Raw genomic sequence first — 17,544 nt, forward strand, 5'->3', positions numbered from 1 at the left:
TCCCAACAGATCATGTCATGGAAAATTTCGCGTAACGCGTCGCAAAAAGGGCGCCTCGGTAAACGAGACGCCCTTCGCGTGTTCGATTGATCTTGTTGTCATTCTGATCGGATCAGGCGTCCTCAAGTTCTCTGGAAAGCAGCTTTTCGACCTCTTCAATCGGGTGATTGGTCAGCACTTTCGGCACATCAAGGATCAGACGCTTGGTGACTTCCTGATGCAGCTCCTGACGAAGTTCGGAAAGCACAACCCGGCTGGCAATAATGACCAACTTGTCGAACTTGCCCGAATGCGCGTCCTGATAAAGCATCTCGGCCAGATCGTGTGCAAAGCGTTCCTTTTCAAGCACATGCCAGTCAGTGTCCTGCACAGCAGAGCGATGCACGCTGGGGCCGTCGTTGAAGCGTCCCGGCCGGTTGGCGGCCCAGTCCTGTGCCTGAGGGTTCTCTTGCTCTTCTTTCTGGCGCAGTTGCAGGTGCATGTCCTGCGCGTCGCCGGCATTGACAAGGAAAAGGGCCTTTTCACCGTCTGCAATCAATACCCAAGCGCCATGTGGTAGGCCATCTGCGCGTTCAACCATGTCGTTATCCTCCGTTTTCTGGCCCGCCATGCCAAAGGCATTGCGAGCGATTTCCTTGCTGAATCAACGCAAACTGGGTGGCATTTGTTCCGAACCCGTGCCGCGCGGTGCGATCGTGCTAGATAGTCGGTGGAACCCAGCGACACGCCGCAGCGTTCCTCGCTATACCGCCAAGAAATGAATGTAGGTCTCAATGACGTCTCACCCCCTGCGCGAAAGCTTGTCTAATGGTCTGTTTCGCTGGCTGTTTGCAGGCCTTTTTCTGCTTTTGTGGTCTTTCCCCGGCAGTGAAAGCCTTGCGCAGACCGTATCGGAAACCGAACAGACCGATGCGGCGATCGAGGTGGGCGAAGGTGCGCCGACAGACAGTGAGATCGGGGCGCGGATCACGCGCCTTTTGGCACAGTTTGATGGTTACGGGTCAGTGACTGTCGACGTCAATGAGGGGGTCGTCAGGCTGACCGGTCAGGTCGTCGATGGTGCCGCGCGTGATCAGCTACGCACTTTGATCAATCGCGTTGACGGCGTGGTCGCCATCGAAAACGAGGTGGAGGTATCCGGCAGCCTCGAAGAGCGTCTTGTTCCAGCGGCCGAGCGGATCATCGAGCGGACGGAAAGTCTGCGGGCGAATGCACCGATTTTCCTGGTGGCATTGATGGCATTTCTGCTTGTCGCAGTGCTTGGCTGGCTTTTGACAACACGGATTGGAATTTGGTCGGCCATCGCCCCGAACCAGTTTATCGGCAACGTCTATCGCGCAATCGCAAGGATCGCATTCATCCTGCTTGGCGTCGTTCTGGCGCTCGACATCCTGAACGCGACCGCACTCCTTGGTGCTGTCCTTGGTGCTGCGGGCGTGGTGGGTCTGGCGCTCGGTTTTGCTGTGCGGGACACTGTTGAAAACTTCATCGCTTCGATCCTTCTGAGCTTGCGACAACCGTTTCGCCCCAACGACTTCGTCGATATTCAGGGCGACATCGGAACCGTGGCGAGACTTACATCGCGCGCCACCATTCTGATCTCTCCAGAAGGCAATCATATCCGCATCCCCAACGCGACGGTCTATAAAGGCCGGATTGTGAATTTCACGCGCGACCCTCAGCGCCGGTTTGAATTTGATCTGGGCGTCGATGCCGACGCAGATCAGGCAGCGGCGCTTACAATCGTTGTCGATGCGCTCGAAAGTCTCGACTTCGTGCTGACTGACCCGGAGGTCGGCGCGTGGATCAAGGAGGTGGGCGACTCCAACGTCCTGCTGACCTTTACAGGGTGGGTCAACCAGCACGAGGTGAGCTTCCCAAAGGCCCGAGGCGAGGCGATCCGCGTCGCCAAACGTGCCTTGGAAGATGCCGGGTTCGGCTTGCCGGAGCCTATCTACCGCGTCCGTCTCGACGACAGTCAGATGTCCAACAACCAGTTGAGCCTTGCCGCTGGCGGCAAGAAACCAACTGACGACACGCCGACACAAGCCACCCCCACACCGCGCCCCGCCGATGAACCCTTGCCGCCTGCGGCAGATCCGACGCGCAAGGAAGACGCCGGTCAGGACGCCGCCGAAAGGGAGCGTCGCAGTGATGAAAACGACGAAAACCTGTTGGATAGTTCTGAAAAATCGGAATGACAGTTGCGCGCAAAACAAGCGCGGACAAAAAAAGGGCGGCCCCTAGGCCGCCCTTTCTTTATTCATTTTGCCAGTTAGGCGATGCTGCTGCCCGATGAACGTGGGCCTGCCAGCAGCCAGACGATAAAGCCGATCACTGGGACGATCAGGATGAGAAGTGTCCAAAGCACTTTCGCACCTGTGCTCGCACCGGATGTGATGACGTTATAAATTGCGTAAACGCTGGCGATCAGGACCAGAAGTCCGACAATACCATATTCCATAATAGCCTCCTTGAGTTGCTTGACAGATCAACGCAGCCACTGCGTTGCCGGTTCCGGAAAAGATGCTCAGGCCGCCAGTTGTGGCTTGCCGACAGCGTCATGCAGTGCTGCCACCTCACGGTCATTCAGGCCAAGATTGCTGCCCAGAGATGCCAGAAACTGCTTCTCGTTTGGGTGTTCGGGGTCACCGACCAGCAAGGCTGCCGTATAGACCTGTTTGCGCGCATGCGGTGGCGTGTCGTCAGCAATTGCCTTGGGGTTGATCGGCTCATGCAAGGCATCCTGAAGCGTCGCCTGCTCTTGCGTTGTGGCATCCTGCAGAATGTCAAAGAGTGCCGACTTTTCCTGATCATCAATATTCCCATCGGCGCGGGCCATTTGCACCATCGCACGGACCAGCGGTTTGGCTTCTTCGTCACGGGTGATGTCACTGGTCTCGAATTCTTCTTCCAGCTTGCTTGCAGCCTGTTCTGGTTGTGACTGGTGGCCAAGTGCCGCCGCGAGTGTTCCGAAAAGACCACCGAGGCTTTGGTTCAGTGGGCTTACCTGACCCGTCACACCACTCTCACGGCCATTCGTTGCACCGGCATGGCCCAGGCTGTCGAGTATGTTGCCAAGACCGCCAGTTCCCGCAGCGCGTGTCCCGCCAATACGGCCGTGCATGCCAGCGGTCTGTGTGTCTGGCTGTGGCGGTGCCTTGCGCCCGGCCAGCATATCGCGAACGCCATCGACGCCGCCTGCGTTATTGAAGATTTCGACACCCTTCTTCGCCGCAAAGGCGAGGGCAAGTTTAGTGACCATGCGCTTGATGGACATTTGAGGTTCCTCCTTTGTCAGTTTCCGTTCAATGCTCAACGAATGCTGCCTTGGGGCGGTTCCTCATCATTTGCGAAGGTGAACCAAATCTAGACCTAGTTCACTTCTCGGTGGGGATCAGATCCAGAATTTTCGCGTCCAACCCTGCAAATGTGGTGTCATGGAACGTGGGCACGCCTGTGTCTTCGAGCTTCTTCAGCGCTTTGCGGATCTTGGCATCAAGTTGCGGCCCGGGATCGCGGAGGATGACCGCAGCAATCCGTCCTTCATGCCGTATGATGGCATCGTGGTAGACCTGCGCGTCCTTCTGCCCCAAATCGCCAATCAGGATGGCCTGCCCGTCGGGATTGGCGTCAAGGATCGTATCAATGGCCGCCCCCTTGTGATCGCCGTGACCGTTGGTGATCAGTTTTGTCTCGCTCAACCCCAGATCACGCAAAAACATCGGCCCTTTGACGACGGCAGACCGGTCGAAAATGGTCTGCAGAAAATCATGCAGGTTCCAAGGCGAAGAGCTCACATAATAAACCGGCATTGACCGTCGCGTCGTCAGACGGTCGAGCAAGACAGCACTGTCGGCAAAGACCTGCCGCGTGAGGGTATTGCCAGTGAACGACGTCCACAGATTTCGGGTGAGCGAATAGGCCCCCGTTTTCATCACGGTGTCATCAATGTCGGAAATGATGACGGTCTTGGAATCAACCGGCGCCAGAACCGCGCAGTCTTCGCTATGCAGTAGATTATTGTCCTGATCATGCAGATGGGTTTCGACGGTGACCCAACCATGGCGGCCATTGCGCGGCAAGCGCAGTTCAAAATAGCCTTCCTCATCTGAAGTCGTTGAAATGCCCTCTGCCTGGACCTGCGCACCGGCCACCTCGGCGGTCATGAACCGGCCCAGCATCTGTCCGACATTGCGCACGCGGCTCTGGCCGAAGCGTTCTTCGACGTAGCGTCGCGAGGCAAGCACACGGCCCTTGACCACCAGTTCATCAGGGGTTGCGTAACCGATGTACGGCTCGATCACGCGCGGCTTGCGTCGTTTGGACATGAATTTTGCAAACTGGTATTCCAGTTTGCTGCCGATCTTGACGATTGTACGCTCAAAGGCGTTCATGGTGCTGCTCCTTTCAGGCGGTCCGACATGTCATTCAACGTCCGAACATCGTGCAGGGTTGCGACGGCCGCGGCGAAAGCCGCAAAGCAGCTGCGGAAGGCATGCCAGAAAAGGTGAGGATGTCTGAACCTTGTATCATCTGCGTCGCCATCACCGGCTCATCGCCACGCAAGGCAAACAATCCCGCCGTGCGGATCACTGTGTCCGAACAGATTGAAAGCACACATGAGGCCTAAGAGGCCGACGCGACGATTGCCCATGTCCATGTGCGCAATGATGATGAAACCCCGTCCAGCGATCCTGACAAATTCGCGCGCCTGAAAGAGGGCCTCATCGCGCATTGCCCAGACATGATCATCCAGTTCTCGACCGGAGGGCGGTCGGGGGCAGTGCGGGAACGTGGCGGGATGTTGCCCCTGCGCCCGGAGATGGCCTCGCTTTCGGTTGGGTCGAACAATTTTCCGACGCGGGTCTATGAAAATCCGCCCGATCTGGTGGATTGGCTGGCCGCGGAAATGATGACCCACGACATCAAACCAGAGATCGAGGCTTTCGATCTCAGCCATATCTACAAAGCCGCCCAGATGCACGCGGCAGGTCAGATAGCGGCTACGCCGTGCGTGCAATTCGTGATGGGCGTCAAGAATGCCATGCCCGCCGATGAAGTCGTGTTCGACTTTTATGTCCAGACCGTGGGCGGCTCTTTGGGCCGGATGCCTTTTGGTGCGCCGCTGGTATTGGTGCGTCGCAACTGCTCGTCAATGAATGGTCTGTCAGCGGGGGCGGCCACGCACGCACCGGTCTGGAAGATAACGTGCGGTTGGATCGCGCAACGCTGGCCCCATCAAATGCCGCGTTAGTCAGGCGGGTCTTTGATCTCTGCGCGCAGTATGTGCGCCCTGTGGCCACGCCGCCGCGGGCGCGGCAGATCCTGCAAATTACCTAGGCAGCGATCTGGCTGGCTTGACGGTTGTCGAGCGACCGCGCGACCAGAGGTTGATCAAACACCTGCAACCGCTTCAGTGCAGGCAGGAAACGGTTGTGCCGCTCGACCGCGCCCAGTGCGGCCATCCCCATACAATACTTTGAACACTGTTTGGTCGGATGCAGGTGGACCGCCCTAAGGATTTTGTCAGCCAACCCGTTGCCGCGCGCCGATTTGGTTTCGAGGATAAAATGGCCGGAAGGTGTTGCGCGTCTGAACCTCCCGTTGTGGAACGCCAGATTTGTGTCGATGGTCATCCGCTCACCCCCCTGTTTGGCAACAAGAGTGATGCGCGCATATTGCATCTCGATCACCGGCGCGATCTGCCGCGCCAAGGCGGTGCCATACATATCGCTGTGGCACTTATCGATAAAAGCGAGCGCCTCTGTTGAAAGCCCCTTTTCGGGCTCCGCAAGCTTCAGCCGTTTCTTGACCGTGATATCCCGCACGTCTTTCAGTTTGACTTCCAGATAACTGAAACCGGCATCGAGATAGGTTCTGATCCGCACCTTGCAGCGTTTCCGGCGGCCCTGATGGTGGTCGTGATAAAAGCGCGCATCGTGGTCGTCAAAATACTGTGTAGCATAGGTAAACGAACGCTTTCCTGCGATCTCCAGCACGTCAAAGTGGTCCTGAAACTGTGCAAAGGCAGCAATGAGCCGAGGGGCAGGGACGATATATTTGCGGTCCAGCCTTTCCAGCATCGCAGCCTTGCCGTTCAGCTCTTCGAGTGTGATGGCATCAAATGCGGACAGCGCCGTTGCGACGCGACCGTCCATCACGATACCTGTCCTTTGCCCGTGTTGCGGTAAAAGACATTAATCTGCGCCATATCGGTGATGTAGTTGAGCGCAACAATGTCATAGCTCATCACCTCCACCCCAAGACGCGCCGACAGGCCCGCGCGCATTTTTGCAGGGTCAGAGAGAGCATCATGGTCAATCTTGTCGAGTGTGATCTTGATGCTGTCGACGGATTTCAGAATGCCCGGGTGATCGAAAATATAGGCCCCCAAAAGGACCATCCCCACGATCACGATGACGAAGGGCAAGGTGGTCCCTTTGACCGAACAGATCACGGCAATCGCCACCGCACCGAAGAAATAGGCGATTTCGATCTTGCTGATCTGTTCTGACCGCAACGTGAACAGCGCAAGAATAGCAAAAAGCCCGAAACCGGCTGCCAGCGAAAATTCGACCGAGCCAAGAATGGACAGCACGCCGAAGGCAAAAATATTGAACAAGGATGCAGCCGTGACCAGTTCCTTGTCACGATAACGTCTGTAAAACAGCCCGAAAATCAGCAACGACATCGCTACCAGGTTTACCAAAAAACGTTCCAGCGTGCCTGTGGCAAGCAGGTCGTTGATCATCGGCCGGTCCTCCCCATTTCGTGACGGCGCTGTCACACCGGTGTCATATGAATCAGCGACAATTCCGGTGCGCGGTGTATCGTTTGATAGCGCCTGATTTCTTAACGTCCGGTAAGTGAGATTGGATCACTTGCCATCTCTTGTTTTCGGCCTTCGTCATGCGACATCGGCAGATTTTTGCCGCCCCGCGGTTTTGCGGCAGAGGCCGAAAAGGGAACATATCCCCGAATTCACGCGTTTATCCCGCAAATGAGTGTCGTGTCCGCACACGTCAGAAGGCCACGCGGACCATCACGAAAGGAGAATTGTCATGTTGGCTCGTCGTCACTTTATCAAAACATCCGCAGCTCTGTTCGGGGCAGCGGTCCTGCCGCAAACTGCATTTGCAAGCAGCGGCCAGTGGAACGCATGGGATGCCCAGATCACACCCGTCAATTTTGATCTTTACAGCAGCAATCCTTGGGGAATTCACCCGCGGTTCCTGCCACGTCTTGTCGAAGCAAACGCAGGTCTGACGCCAGGCGACATCCACGTCGATCCTGTTGCGCGTTATCTTTACCACATCCGTGAAGACGGTCTGGCCATGCGCTTTGGCGTCGCCATTGCAAAGGGCAACCTCTATGAGCCCGGTGTCTACACGATCAAGCGCAAGGCGCGTTGGCCGGGCTGGACACCGACGGCTGCGATGATCGCACGCGAACCAGAGGTTTACGCCCAATACGAAGACGGTATGCCCGGCGGGCCGGACAATCCGTTGGGATCACGCGCCCTCTACCTCTACGACGGACCGCGCGATACATATCTGCGCATCCACGGCACAAACGAGCCACGCTCAATCGGTGGGCGCGCCAGCTCCGGCTGTGTGCGCATGATCATGGCGCATATCAACGCGCTTTACCCGATGGTGGATCGTGGCGTGCGTGCACATCTGCACGACGCCAATACACTGCGCACTGCGACCAGCTAGACCGACGCGCAGATGGGACGACCACTTGCATCACGTAGTGGCAAGATGGTCGTCTCGACCGGGCTTGTGTGCTCATACCAATAGCAGTTGTCCTCTTCCCGCAGGATCACGGTCGACAAATCCTGTCCGGGTCCCGCCATCGACAAAACAACGTCCGGCACAGGGCCTTCGGTCTCTGCAACGGGGACTGCTGCACATGCGCTCATCAACATGGCAGTCGCAACGAAGGCTGTAGGGTGAATGCGCATTTTCTTCATGCAACGCTTCCTTTTCCAGTAAAGATTACCGCAAGAGTGCCTCGATTTGGCGCAAGACCTGCGGTGACATTGGGTCAATGCGCGAGTCAAACGTCTCAACGAGATCACCGGTTCCATCCAGCAAAACCTTGTTAAAATTCCACCTCGGCGTGAAGCCCGCCGATTGCGCCAATGAGCGGTAGAAGGGATGCGCCTTGCGCCCTCTTACGGGTGTGATTTCGGTCATGGGCAGATCAAGGCCAAAGACGACCTCGCAGAAATCCTTCACCTCATCGTTGCTGCCAAGCTCTTGGTTGAAGTCATCTGACGGGACAGCAAGGACAATAAGGCCTTGATCGCGGTAGCGGTCATAAAGCGCTTGTAGCCCGGCATATTGGTCGGTGAAGGCGCAGAGTGACGCCGTATTCACAACCATGATCGGGCGCCCCGCCCAATCCGAAAGCCGGATGTCACCACCATCAATCGAGGCAAAAGGCGTCTCAAGATCAAGCTCGGCGGCTGCAAACGCGCGGGGCGCCACAAGCGACAGTCCGGAAACCTGAAGAAAGAGACGCCGGTCGATCAATTCAGCAAATCCTCGTAGTGGGCGTGAAAGCGGCGGTGTCCTGAGCGGTCTTTCGACAGATCAAGCGCACCACGGGTGTCAGAGGTCTCGACATACTCCGGCGATGCCGCTGGCGTCTGCAAATGCGCGCACAGGCGATCGAATTTGTTTTCAGCAGTCTTTTGCATGGTGCTCCTTTCTATGGTGCCGCCGGATCGGGCTTGTGCGCCATACCCATGTAGATGATGAACGTCCCCGGCACGCGGCCAAACCGGAAATCGCCCTTTCGGGTCAGACCGCGTGGGCCAAGACCAACCGGCTTTGTCGGGGCCAGCCCCACATCGGTCAGGGCCGCCTGCAATTCGGACGGCTTGATGAACATCTTGGGATCATGTGTGCCTTTCGGCAGGATCTTCAGCGTATCTTCCGCAATCGTCACTGTCACCAAAGAGGCAAGCGGATTGCGGTTGATCGTGTCGTAAAACAGCGTGCCACCAGGGCGCAGGACACGTGCGATTTCGGCCAATGTGGCGTTCAGGTCGCTGACATGTTCCAGCACATCAACGCACACAACAGCGTCAAAACTCGCGTCCTCGTAAGGCAGCTTTTCTCCGACACCGACGGTGTAGGAAATATCGCGGCCCGTTTCCTGCGCATGTGCGCGCGCCGCTGCAATTGCGTCCTTTGCGGGGTCGATGCCGGTCACCTGCGCCCCGCGATCATGCAAGGCCTCAGCCATGAAGCCGCCAGCGCAGCCAAGGTCCAGAACCTCTTTGCCGTTCCAGTCGATCGCCTGATCGAACCACGACAGACGGGCCGGCACCATGTTCTTGAGCGTCCTGACCCACCGGATATCATCGGACCACCACTGCGCGGCCACATTATCGTAGATTGTCAGGTCGTTGCGTTGCACGTTGGTGCCTCGGTCAAAAATCATGTCTGGAAAAGGACCTAGAAGCCGCGAGGGGATTTCAAGTCCGCGCTAGATCAGTGGCCTTTGTCTGACAGTCTTTGAATCCAGCATCGCCAGCTCGCAGAGCCCATCGAGATCATTCACGCTCAGAATACCATCTGACCAACTGGCCAGCTGGCTTTTGCGGATCGTGGCAAGAACCTTGTTGGTGTGCACCAGTGACAGGCCCAGTGCATCGGCCAGATCTTGCTGACGGTAGGGCAGTGGCATTTGGCCATTCTTCACCAGTCCGATATGGTCTCCGCGCAGATAGATCTTGGCCAAGGCCCAAGCCACCGCTTCAGAGGCGCTGCGCTGCCCCAACGTCATCAGGGCATCCCCTAGAAAATGTTCTTCAGTCGCCGCAAGCCATGTCATGGCATAAGCCCGTGACGGACTGTCGCGGTAGAACCCCCAAAGGGCGGAGCGGTCGAAAACGCACAGCGTCATATGCGTGGTCGCTTCCACGGAATGTCCCATTTCGCCCATGACGCTTGCCTGCAGACCGATAAAGTCCCCGGGCAAAATCATATTCACGACTTGGCGTCGGCCGTTCTCAAGATGCTTGTAACGCAGGCCCATCCCGCGCAGGGCGGTGTAAAGTTGCGGGCTGTTAGAGCCCTCCATCAAGATGGGCGTGCCGGGATCAACCACCAGTTCACCCATTTTGAATTTTTGCATCACAGCTGCATCTTCCCGTGTCATAGGCACGAAAAGGTCTTTCTTCCGTAACGGGCAGTTTTCGCATTTCGTCGCCAAAATTCTCTACCTCCTATGTCATAGATTAATGATTGTGTGTCAGAGTGCCTGTAGTCTGATCCCAGACAGAAAAGGCTGGGAACGCTTTGAACTTCACGATTATCGAATCCGATCCGGTTGTGCTGATGGATCTGGAAAGCCTTCTCACCGAAGCCTTCGTCGATGCACGCATCACCTCAGGAACGTCAGGGGCGGACTTTGTGCGTCTGGAAACCTTCGCGTTTGAGGACTCCGTGTTCATCGTCAGAGGAAGCTTGATCACCAAAGACGCAACACTTGTTGCCTTGCTTGAAAAAGCCTCACAGCACAATTGCAGGATCATCGTAACCGGCGAACCAGTGGCGCTGCCGAGGGATGTCCACTTCATCGACTTCCCTTTCTCGTCCGAGATGATGCTCGATGCGATTACAGGTGATGACAGCGATCCTGAAAGTTCGGCTGCGGAGTGAACAGACCGAACGAACGAAGCTAAGATATCCCAGACAGATTGAATCAACGGTTCCTCCGCTTGTTGACGATCAAGACCACCATGCATCACCTAAACTTTTACTTTTTTTCGTTGGAACACTTGGTCCGAACCCGCGTTCACCAGCAAGTTCCAACGACTGAAGCAGTGTCCACCAAACAAACAGGCAATTGATAATGGCGTACACACTTGTGTTCTTGTCCCTTTCGCTGATTGCGGGGATTTTCGGTTTCGGCGGTTTTGTCGGCACGTCCGCCTCCGCCGACATTGCGCAAATCTTGTGCTTCGTCTTCCTTTCGATCGCTTTGCTTACCTTGATTGTCACTTTGCAAAGCAAGCGCTGATACTTTGGACGTAGGGCGGTCCGGCCCAACACCAAACTTCCGAGGTCTGGCGTCGCTCGCGACACGCAAAAAAGGGTGGCGTAATGCCACCCTTTCTCGGTTCAACTGGTTGGTTTAGCTGTCGTCGGACAGGTCCAGTTCAATCCAGTTCGCTGCCATTGTCGGATCTGTCAGGTCACCCTTGTAGATCACGGCTGCGACTGTCTGTGCATTGTTCAGCTCAAGCGGCACGATGACGTCGTCATTTGCGCCGGCTGTCAGCTCTGCCATGCCCAGCATCTCGCCAAATTCACCACCGGTGAAGTCATATACGGCCACGATACCAGCTTCGTCAGTACGGATCAGGTCCAGCACGATGCTGCTGTCATCTTGTACCTGCGACTGCGAACCGAACCATGCGTCGGCTGCTGCTGTTGTACCTGTGCCCAGTGCTGCGACCAGTGCGGTTGTTTTCATGAAGTTAAACATTGTTTAGCTCCTGTCTTTTCGTTCATTGCAGGGTAGCCGTTCGCCCCCCGCTTCCGGTGACACAACGGGCTCGCCCTATCTGCGTTCCGAAAAAATTTCGAGAAAGCGCTGAATTGCCTGTGGTGTCCTGTCGCAGCCCGTTTTGTGGGGAACAAAGGCTCGCGCGCGCGCGTTGGCTGCAGACAAATTCACAGGAGAACCACAATGGCATACCAAACTGGCGAGATCGTAGAATGGGACTGGGGCAATGGCACGGCGCAGGGCAAAATCCAGGAGCGCCACAAGGAAAGCATCACCCGCACGATTGACGGCAGTGAGGTCACACGCAACGGAAGCGATGACGACCCCGCCCTTGAAATTGAGCAGGATGATGGGACCAAAGTTCTGAAATTGGCATCAGAAGTGCGCTCTGCGTGACGCTGGACGGGCTGATATATTATCCTGACAGCAAGCCGGGTTACAGCCGCCGCCGGTGTGGGCGCGGGTTTACCTATCTCGCAAAAGACGGGACGATCATCCGCGATCAGGCGCTCAGAGCGCGCCTTGCCGGATTGGCGGTGCCCCCTGCCTACGCTGATGTGTGGTATTCACCGCACCCGCATGCGCATCTGTTGGCGACTGGCCGCGATGACAAAGGGCGCAAGCAATACCTTTACCATCCTGATTGGCAGGCCGCACAGGCACAGGCCAAATACGAAAGCCTGATTGATTTTGGACGCGCCCTACCGCGCCTGCGTCGCCGCGTTGTGCGTGATCTGAACGAAGACGTGGGCGAACGCGCCTTTGCGCTCGCAGCCGCCGTTCGCCTGATCGACCGGACCGCCGTGCGGGTGGGGACACCATCCTATGCTGACGAAAACGGCACATTCGGCGCATTGACGCTGAGGCCACGGCACGTCCAGCTTGAGGACAACCAGATCCTTCTCGACTTCCCCGGAAAGGGCGGCCAACAGATCACCCATCAGGTGACCGATGCAAAGCTGGCCGAAACCCTAGAGGAAATCGGCGACCTGCCTGGCGTTGAACTTTTCGCATGGACGGACACCACCGGTGCACCGCAGCGGCTCTCGTCAGAGGCGTTGAACCGGTATTTGGCCGACGCGACAGACCTTACAGATGTCACTGCAAAGACTTTTCGCACATGGGCCGGCACCTGTGCCGCTTTTGATGTCGCAAGGCAGGGCGGGGCGACGATCGCCGCAATGGCCACCGCCGCCGCAGATGTTCTTTGCAACACGCCGACCATTGCAAAGGAAAGCTACATTCACCCCGATGTGCTTGACCTGAGGGGCAAGGACGCACCGCACATCGATCCGATCGAGTTGTCGGGCCTCAAGGTCACAGAGCAACTGCTTTTGGGCTTTCTGGAAGCCCGCGGGTAAGGCGCAGACCGCGCGCCATGCGGAACCAAACGAAACATTCTGGCGTTGAAGATTGAGTATTCCAGACGGAGTTTTCTGAAATGACCGCGAAGATTAAGAACCTTTGGTACAACCCTGCCGAAAGCGCATTTGAAGGTCGCGTCGATGTCGCGAAAGGGGCCGCAACCTACCGCTACCCCTGCACGGTCTCTGGTCCGATGACCATGTCCCGCAAGATTGTGAAAGACCGCATGGTCGCGCAAGCCAAGCGTATGTCCGACAGCCCCGGCGGTATCTATTCGGTCATCTGACCCGCACCCCGCCTTACAACATCTCGAAAGGATCGCGGTCGTTCTCGACGCGGTACTCGCGCGGCGTCATGCCGATCTGCTTTCGGAACAGACGGTAGAAGTAGCTGACGTTTTCAAACCCGCAGCCTTCGATGATTTCATCAACTGGCGTTTCGGTGCTGCGCAACAACTGCGCTGCGTGCTCGATCCTGATCCGGTTGATATACTCTGACGGGGTAAAGCCCGTCACGGATTTGCAGGTCCGGCAGACGTGTTCATGGCTCCGCCCTGCCGCAGCGACCAGTCCAGGCGCGCCCAGACGGAAAATCTCTGGTGACAAGGCCGCGCTACAGGCCGCCGCAAACCAGCGCGGGGTGGAGGCACTGACCCCGATTGGCAAATGGGCAACGCGATTGATCAAAGCCAGCAGGAATTCCTCGATCCGCGCAAGTGATCTTTCCGCCGTCTGAAGCTGCTCTGCAATCGTGATCGCGCGCGCAAAGCGTGACGGACCCAGCGTGTGCAACTCAGGCAAAGGCCCGCTTGCATCGAAAAAGCGCCCCGCAATGGTGTCGCCATAACGCGTCACCAGATGGCGGGCGGTATCCTCGCGGAACATCACATTGATGATCTGGCATCCTGTCTTGCGGTTGGCGCAAAAGGCGTGGCTGTCAGAAGGGCGCATGAACATCAACTGCCCCGCCTCAAGCGTCTGTGCCACCCCGTTGATCCAATGCGACGCGGTGCCATGCTCGATCAGGAAAACCTCGTAATAGTCATGGTCATGGGCGCGCTCGGGATAGCGCTTGGCCAGATGCTTGCGCGCGAAATGGAACGCTTCGCGGGGTGCGATATAGCTGTCGATATAGAAACGCGTCGTCTGCATTGGCCAATATTAGCAAAGCATTTGCCCAAAATGGGAGAAAAATATCAAAATGGTGCAATAAAATGTCAATGTGCGCCACTGACTCTGATCCGTTTCGGAGCATGATCTTCCCAGCTTTGGGAGGAGCAACAAATGCAACAGGTCGTGCAAGACCTTCAGTTTGAGCCCGTGCGCCCCGCCGGTCTCAAGCGGCTCAGCGAGGCCGAGATCGCGCAATACAACGCAAACGGCTTTGTGCAGCCCTATGATGTCTTCTCCGACGGTGAAATCGCTGAAATCCGTGATTACGTTGACGGACTGATGGCCGCCCTCGGCCCTGACGGCGCTTACGGCATCAACTGCTATCAGGCGCGTCTGTCAGGTCTTTACGATATCGCCGCTGACCCGCGCATCCTTGATCTGGTCGAAGACCTGATCGGTCCGGATATCCTGTGCTGGGCCAGTGCGATCCTGTCCAAACGTCCGCATGACCCAAAGGCCGTCCCCTGGCATCAGGATGCATCCTTCTGGGCGCTGTCACCAGCCCGCACGGTCACCGTCTGGCTGGCCATCGACGATGCCGACGACGAAAACTCCGCCATGCGTTTCATTCCCGGCACCCATGACAAAGGGGCGTTGCCGGTGGCCGAGACCGATGGCGCGGCCAATGTCTTTCACAAGGGCACCGCCAACGCAGAGGCGCTTGGCACCCCCTTCACCAACACATTGCGCGCCGGTCAGGTATCCTTGCATGCCGATATGCTTGTGCACGGGTCGCAGGCCAACAGATCAGATCGCCGCCGCTGCGGGCTGACCCTGCGGTATTGCCCGCCAAGCGTGCAGATCACCGATCCGGCGTGGGCCGGTGGTGTCGAAGCGATCTTGTGCCGTGGCGAGGCGCGCGACTGGAAGGTGCACCCGCGCCCTGACAACAACGACATTACGCTGACCTCCAGCCCTCATGTGGTGGGGAACAACTGATGCGGATCAAATGGTACGGACAGGCTGCGTTCATGCTTACCTCCGAAAATGGGCTGCGCGTTGCGACCGATCCTTACACACCGCATGAGCTTGGCTACAGCGATATGACCGACCCCGCCGATGTGGTTCTGACGTCATCGGATGATGACAGCGCCCATTGCCGCTACGATCTGGTGCCCGGCAGCCATATCTGGCTCAACACGCTTGATGTGGTGCGGCAAGGCGCACCGATCACTGTCGAAGGCATCACCGTTGATGCCGTCGAAGCCATGGAGATCGAGGATCACCCGCTGCATGAACCGGGTGCCAACGCGATGTATCGTTTCGCACTCGACGGTATGGAAATCGGCCACATGGGCGATATCGGCAATGATTTCAACGACAAGCAGCTTGCATTCTTTGAAGGCGTTGACATTCTGCTGACCCTTGCCGGCGGAATTTTCACAACCCGCCTTGATGAAGTGAAACGGCTGATTGACCACACAAAACCGAAACTCGTCATTCCGATGCACTTCCGTACGCTCACCTACAAGCCACGGAACCTGCTGTGGATCGAAAGCTTCCTGTCTTACTTCGACGAAAAGCAGGATGTGGATTTTGCCTTCGGCTGCGAAGCCGAGGTGACAAAGGATACCTTGCCAGAGCGCACCCGCGTTTTGGTGATGGACTATGCCCGCTAGGGCGCATTGATGGGCAGTTTGCCCGACCAACTGGGAGGAAAATATGAAACTTACAACGACCCTTTTGGCGTCATCGGCACTTGCCCTTATGGCAGGTGCGGCACTGGCCCAAGACGTCTCTCGCGAGAACACCGTCATTTTCGACCTCGACCGGACGATCCAGGACCCTGAGAACTTCAACTGGATGACGCCTGGCACAAAGCGGATGCATGGTGCCCACCAGACGATGTGGGAACCGCTCTTTATCCTCAACTACGGTACCGGCGAACTGGACCCGTGGCTTGCCACCGGTTTTGAGCAGAACGACGACAGCACCGAATTCACCATTTCACTGCGCGAAGGCGTGGAATGGTCCGACGGTGAGGCCTTCAATGCCGACGATGTGGTCTTTACCGTCAACCTTGCGCTGACCAACGAAGAGATTTCCAGCCGTGAAGCCTCGACCATCCGCGCACAGGTCGCCTCTGTTGAAAAGGTGGATGATCAGACAGTGAAATTCACACTGACCAATCCGAACCCGCGTTTCATCGTGGAAAACTTCGGTGTGCGGATTTTCGGCTCTTTCCTGATCATGCCAGAGCATATCTGGAGCGGTGAAAACGCTGCGACCTTCGCATTCAACCCGCCCATCGGCACCGGCCCTTACACATTCACCTCAGCCGCATCGAACCGCGCGATCTGGGATCGTAACGATGACTGGTGGGGTGCCAAGACAGGCTTCATGGACCTGCCAGCGCCAGAGCGCGTCATCTTCCTTGAGTCAGGTGGCGAGGAAAGCCGCGCACAGCTGATGGCCTCCAACCAGTTGGATGCCGCCCAGAACGTCACCATCGGTACGTTCGAGGCCATTCAGGCCCAGAACCCGAACGTGATCGCATGGTATGCCGATTACCCATATGCCGCCGCTGACCCATGCGCGCGCCAGTTGGAAATCAACACCACGATTGCCCCTTGGGACAATGCCAACATGCGCAAGGCTGTGGCCCACATCATCGACCGCAACCAGATCGTGAATGTTGCCTATGAAGGCACCACCGAAGCCAGCCGCACGATGTTCGCGCAATATGGCTCGATGGCACCATTCATCGACGCTGTGGTCGAAGCTGGATACGGCTTGCCAGCCGCCGCTGACGTGGCCGCCGGTCAGGCGCTGATCGAGGGCGAAGGCTGGACCCGTGATGGTGATTACTACACCAAGGACGGCGAAACGCTTTCGGTTGATATCCATGTGAACTCGGCCTCCACCGAATACACCCGCACAATCGACGTGATCGTCGAGCAGCTTCAGCGTGCAGGCATCGACGCCCGTGCTGTGCCTGTCGAGAACGGCGTGTTCTGGGGTGAGGTGCTGCCATTCGGTGCCTATGAGATGTCCTATAGCTGGCTCTCATGCGGATCGGTGAACGAACCTTGGGCATCCATGGGCCGCTACACCGTGGCCGATGTTGTGCCGGTCGGCGAACGCTCACCTGGCTTCAACAACACCGCCCGTTGGGACGGTCCGGCGGCAGAGGCTTACTCCGCCATCATGGCCGATATTGCATCACGCCCATTGGGTGATGAGGAAATCCCTGGACTGGTCGCTGAGGCCTATCAGCATCTGGATGCCGAAATGCCGTTCATCCCGCTTGTTCAGGCCGCCAAGCTGCTGCCGATGAACGAGACCTACTGGACGGGTTGGCCCACCGCGGACAACTACTACAACCATCCGTTCTTCTGGTGGAACCACACCCACCAGATCATCCACAATCTGGAACCGGCTGGAAACTAAGGGTTCTCCCGGGGGGCTGGCGCGGCGCGTCTGCGCTGGCCCCCTCGGCCCCGACAACCGGGGCTGTATGGCAAGGGTGTATGTA

At 57.3% G+C, this 17,544-nt stretch carries 23 protein-coding genes and 1 pseudogene; 11 read left to right on the forward strand and 13 right to left on the reverse strand.

Annotated features, from left to right (window positions below):
* Window positions 1-112: 112 nt before the first annotated feature.
* Entirely contained in the window at window positions 113-580 is a 468-nt protein-coding gene (locus BM316_RS13730; RefSeq protein WP_090210387.1) for a baeRF12 domain-containing protein, read from the reverse strand.
* Between the two features lie 193 nt (window positions 581-773).
* Here BM316_RS13730 and BM316_RS13735 point away from each other — a divergent pair, with 193 nt between their 5' ends.
* A complete protein-coding gene (locus BM316_RS13735; protein WP_090209772.1) occupies window positions 774-2,201 on the forward strand; it encodes a mechanosensitive ion channel domain-containing protein in 1,428 nt (475 codons plus the stop codon).
* 74 nt (window positions 2,202-2,275) lie between these two features.
* Here BM316_RS13735 and BM316_RS13740 read toward each other — a convergent pair whose 3' ends face one another.
* The 3 genes from BM316_RS13740 to BM316_RS13750 form a co-directional block, all read right to left on the reverse strand.
* Window positions 2,276-2,464, reverse strand: a complete 189-nt coding sequence (locus tag BM316_RS13740) for a PLD nuclease N-terminal domain-containing protein (protein WP_090209774.1) — start codon at window positions 2,462-2,464, stop codon at window positions 2,276-2,278.
* Window positions 2,465-2,530: 66 nt separating this feature from the next.
* Window positions 2,531-3,280: a DUF533 domain-containing protein gene (locus BM316_RS13745; RefSeq protein WP_131802595.1), complete on the reverse strand. Its 750-nt coding sequence runs from the start codon at window positions 3,278-3,280 to the stop codon at window positions 2,531-2,533.
* A 100-nt stretch (window positions 3,281-3,380) separates the two neighbouring features.
* Window positions 3,381-4,397, reverse strand: coding sequence for a phosphatase domain-containing protein (locus tag BM316_RS13750; protein WP_090209778.1), 1,017 nt, complete (start codon window positions 4,395-4,397; stop codon window positions 3,381-3,383).
* Window positions 4,398-4,516: 119 nt separating this feature from the next.
* On the opposite strand from BM316_RS13750, the pseudogene BM316_RS13755 reads away from it, so the two are divergent.
* Window positions 4,517-5,343 (forward strand): annotated as a pseudogene (locus BM316_RS13755) (3-oxoadipate:acetyl-CoA acetyltransferase).
* Here the strand turns inward: BM316_RS13755 and BM316_RS13760 are convergent.
* Both BM316_RS13760 and BM316_RS13765 read right to left on the reverse strand, forming a co-directional pair.
* The gene (locus BM316_RS13760; RefSeq protein WP_090209780.1) at window positions 5,340-6,161 is read right to left on the reverse strand and encodes a polyphosphate polymerase domain-containing protein; all 822 of its coding nucleotides are present in this window, start codon (window positions 6,159-6,161) and stop codon (window positions 5,340-5,342) included. The pseudogene BM316_RS13755 and the gene BM316_RS13760 sit on opposite strands and share 4 nt — an antisense overlap.
* Entirely contained in the window at window positions 6,161-6,754 is a 594-nt protein-coding gene (locus BM316_RS13765) for a DUF4956 domain-containing protein (RefSeq protein WP_207493712.1), read from the reverse strand. Before BM316_RS13765 ends, BM316_RS13760 begins: the two co-directional genes overlap by 1 nt.
* A gap of 310 nt (window positions 6,755-7,064) precedes the next feature.
* Between BM316_RS13765 and BM316_RS13770 the strand changes: the two genes are divergently transcribed.
* The gene (locus BM316_RS13770; RefSeq protein ID WP_090209782.1) at window positions 7,065-7,721 is read left to right on the forward strand and encodes a L,D-transpeptidase; all 657 of its coding nucleotides are present in this window, start codon (window positions 7,065-7,067) and stop codon (window positions 7,719-7,721) included.
* Here BM316_RS13770 and BM316_RS13775 read toward each other — a convergent pair.
* From BM316_RS13775 to BM316_RS13790, 5 genes are read right to left on the reverse strand one after another with little or no spacing between them, the layout of a single operon-like run.
* Complete coding sequence (locus BM316_RS13775) at window positions 7,718-7,978, reverse strand: hypothetical protein (RefSeq protein WP_242649916.1); 261 nt, start codon at window positions 7,976-7,978, stop codon at window positions 7,718-7,720. The genes BM316_RS13770 and BM316_RS13775 overlap by 4 nt on opposite strands.
* A gap of 25 nt (window positions 7,979-8,003) precedes the next feature.
* Window positions 8,004-8,540 (reverse strand): glutathione peroxidase, encoded by a 537-nt coding sequence (locus BM316_RS13780; RefSeq protein WP_375342245.1) that lies wholly within the window; start codon window positions 8,538-8,540, stop codon window positions 8,004-8,006.
* Entirely contained in the window at window positions 8,540-8,710 is a 171-nt protein-coding gene (locus BM316_RS16750) for a hypothetical protein (RefSeq protein ID WP_165606604.1), read from the reverse strand. The genes BM316_RS13780 and BM316_RS16750 overlap by 1 nt, the downstream gene beginning before the upstream one ends.
* 11 nt (window positions 8,711-8,721) lie before the next feature.
* The gene (gene ubiG, locus BM316_RS13785; RefSeq protein WP_090209784.1) at window positions 8,722-9,459 is read right to left on the reverse strand and encodes a bifunctional 2-polyprenyl-6-hydroxyphenol methylase/3-demethylubiquinol 3-O-methyltransferase UbiG; all 738 of its coding nucleotides are present in this window, start codon (window positions 9,457-9,459) and stop codon (window positions 8,722-8,724) included.
* A gap of 45 nt (window positions 9,460-9,504) precedes the next feature.
* On the reverse strand, window positions 9,505-10,179 hold the full coding sequence (locus tag BM316_RS13790) for a Crp/Fnr family transcriptional regulator (RefSeq protein ID WP_090209786.1): 675 nt from the start codon (window positions 10,177-10,179) through the stop codon (window positions 9,505-9,507).
* A 140-nt stretch (window positions 10,180-10,319) separates the two neighbouring features.
* On the opposite strand from BM316_RS13790, the gene BM316_RS13795 reads away from it, so the two are divergent.
* Window positions 10,320-10,682 carry a hypothetical protein gene (locus BM316_RS13795; RefSeq protein ID WP_090209788.1) on the forward strand — a complete coding sequence of 121 codons (363 nt, stop codon included), beginning with the start codon at window positions 10,320-10,322 and terminating at the stop codon, window positions 10,680-10,682.
* 193 nt (window positions 10,683-10,875) lie between these two features.
* Window positions 10,876-11,043 carry a DUF1328 family protein gene (locus BM316_RS13800; protein WP_311135671.1) on the forward strand — a complete coding sequence of 56 codons (168 nt, stop codon included), beginning with the start codon at window positions 10,876-10,878 and terminating at the stop codon, window positions 11,041-11,043.
* A 114-nt stretch (window positions 11,044-11,157) separates the two neighbouring features.
* Here BM316_RS13800 and BM316_RS13805 read toward each other — a convergent pair whose 3' ends face one another.
* Window positions 11,158-11,511 carry a DUF7282 domain-containing protein gene (locus BM316_RS13805; RefSeq protein WP_090209790.1) on the reverse strand — a complete coding sequence of 118 codons (354 nt, stop codon included), beginning with the start codon at window positions 11,509-11,511 and terminating at the stop codon, window positions 11,158-11,160.
* A gap of 204 nt (window positions 11,512-11,715) precedes the next feature.
* Here BM316_RS13805 and BM316_RS13810 point away from each other — a divergent pair, with 204 nt between their 5' ends.
* The 3 genes from BM316_RS13810 (at window position 11,716) to BM316_RS13820 (ending at window position 13,183) form a co-directional block, all read left to right on the forward strand.
* Entirely contained in the window at window positions 11,716-11,928 is a 213-nt protein-coding gene (locus BM316_RS13810) for a hypervirulence associated TUDOR domain-containing protein (protein ID WP_090209792.1), read from the forward strand.
* Window positions 11,925-12,893: a DNA topoisomerase IB gene (locus tag BM316_RS13815; RefSeq protein WP_090209794.1), complete on the forward strand. Its 969-nt coding sequence runs from the start codon at window positions 11,925-11,927 to the stop codon at window positions 12,891-12,893. The genes BM316_RS13810 and BM316_RS13815 overlap by 4 nt, the downstream gene beginning before the upstream one ends.
* A gap of 80 nt (window positions 12,894-12,973) precedes the next feature.
* The gene (locus BM316_RS13820; RefSeq protein WP_090209796.1) at window positions 12,974-13,183 is read left to right on the forward strand and encodes an orotidine 5'-phosphate decarboxylase; all 210 of its coding nucleotides are present in this window, start codon (window positions 12,974-12,976) and stop codon (window positions 13,181-13,183) included.
* 13 nt (window positions 13,184-13,196) lie between these two features.
* Here BM316_RS13820 and BM316_RS13825 read toward each other — a convergent pair whose 3' ends face one another.
* Window positions 13,197-14,048: a helix-turn-helix transcriptional regulator gene (locus tag BM316_RS13825; RefSeq protein WP_090209798.1), complete on the reverse strand. Its 852-nt coding sequence runs from the start codon at window positions 14,046-14,048 to the stop codon at window positions 13,197-13,199.
* 132 nt (window positions 14,049-14,180) lie between these two features.
* Between BM316_RS13825 and BM316_RS13830 the strand changes: the two genes are divergently transcribed.
* The 3 genes from BM316_RS13830 to BM316_RS13840 are packed head-to-tail and all read left to right on the forward strand — an operon-like array spanning window position 14,181 to window position 17,459.
* Window positions 14,181-15,008 (forward strand): phytanoyl-CoA dioxygenase family protein, encoded by an 828-nt coding sequence (locus BM316_RS13830; RefSeq protein ID WP_090209800.1) that lies wholly within the window; start codon window positions 14,181-14,183, stop codon window positions 15,006-15,008.
* Window positions 15,008-15,688, forward strand: coding sequence for an MBL fold metallo-hydrolase (locus BM316_RS13835; protein ID WP_090209802.1), 681 nt, complete (start codon window positions 15,008-15,010; stop codon window positions 15,686-15,688). Before BM316_RS13830 ends, BM316_RS13835 begins: the two co-directional genes overlap by 1 nt.
* Before the next feature lie 43 nt (window positions 15,689-15,731).
* Window positions 15,732-17,459, forward strand: coding sequence for an ABC transporter substrate-binding protein (locus BM316_RS13840; protein WP_090209804.1), 1,728 nt, complete (start codon window positions 15,732-15,734; stop codon window positions 17,457-17,459).
* The last annotated feature ends 85 nt before the right edge of the window (window positions 17,460-17,544 follow it).

It is taken from the genome of Yoonia litorea (assembly GCF_900114675.1).
In the GTDB taxonomy this organism is placed as follows: domain Bacteria; phylum Pseudomonadota; class Alphaproteobacteria; order Rhodobacterales; family Rhodobacteraceae; genus Yoonia; species Yoonia litorea.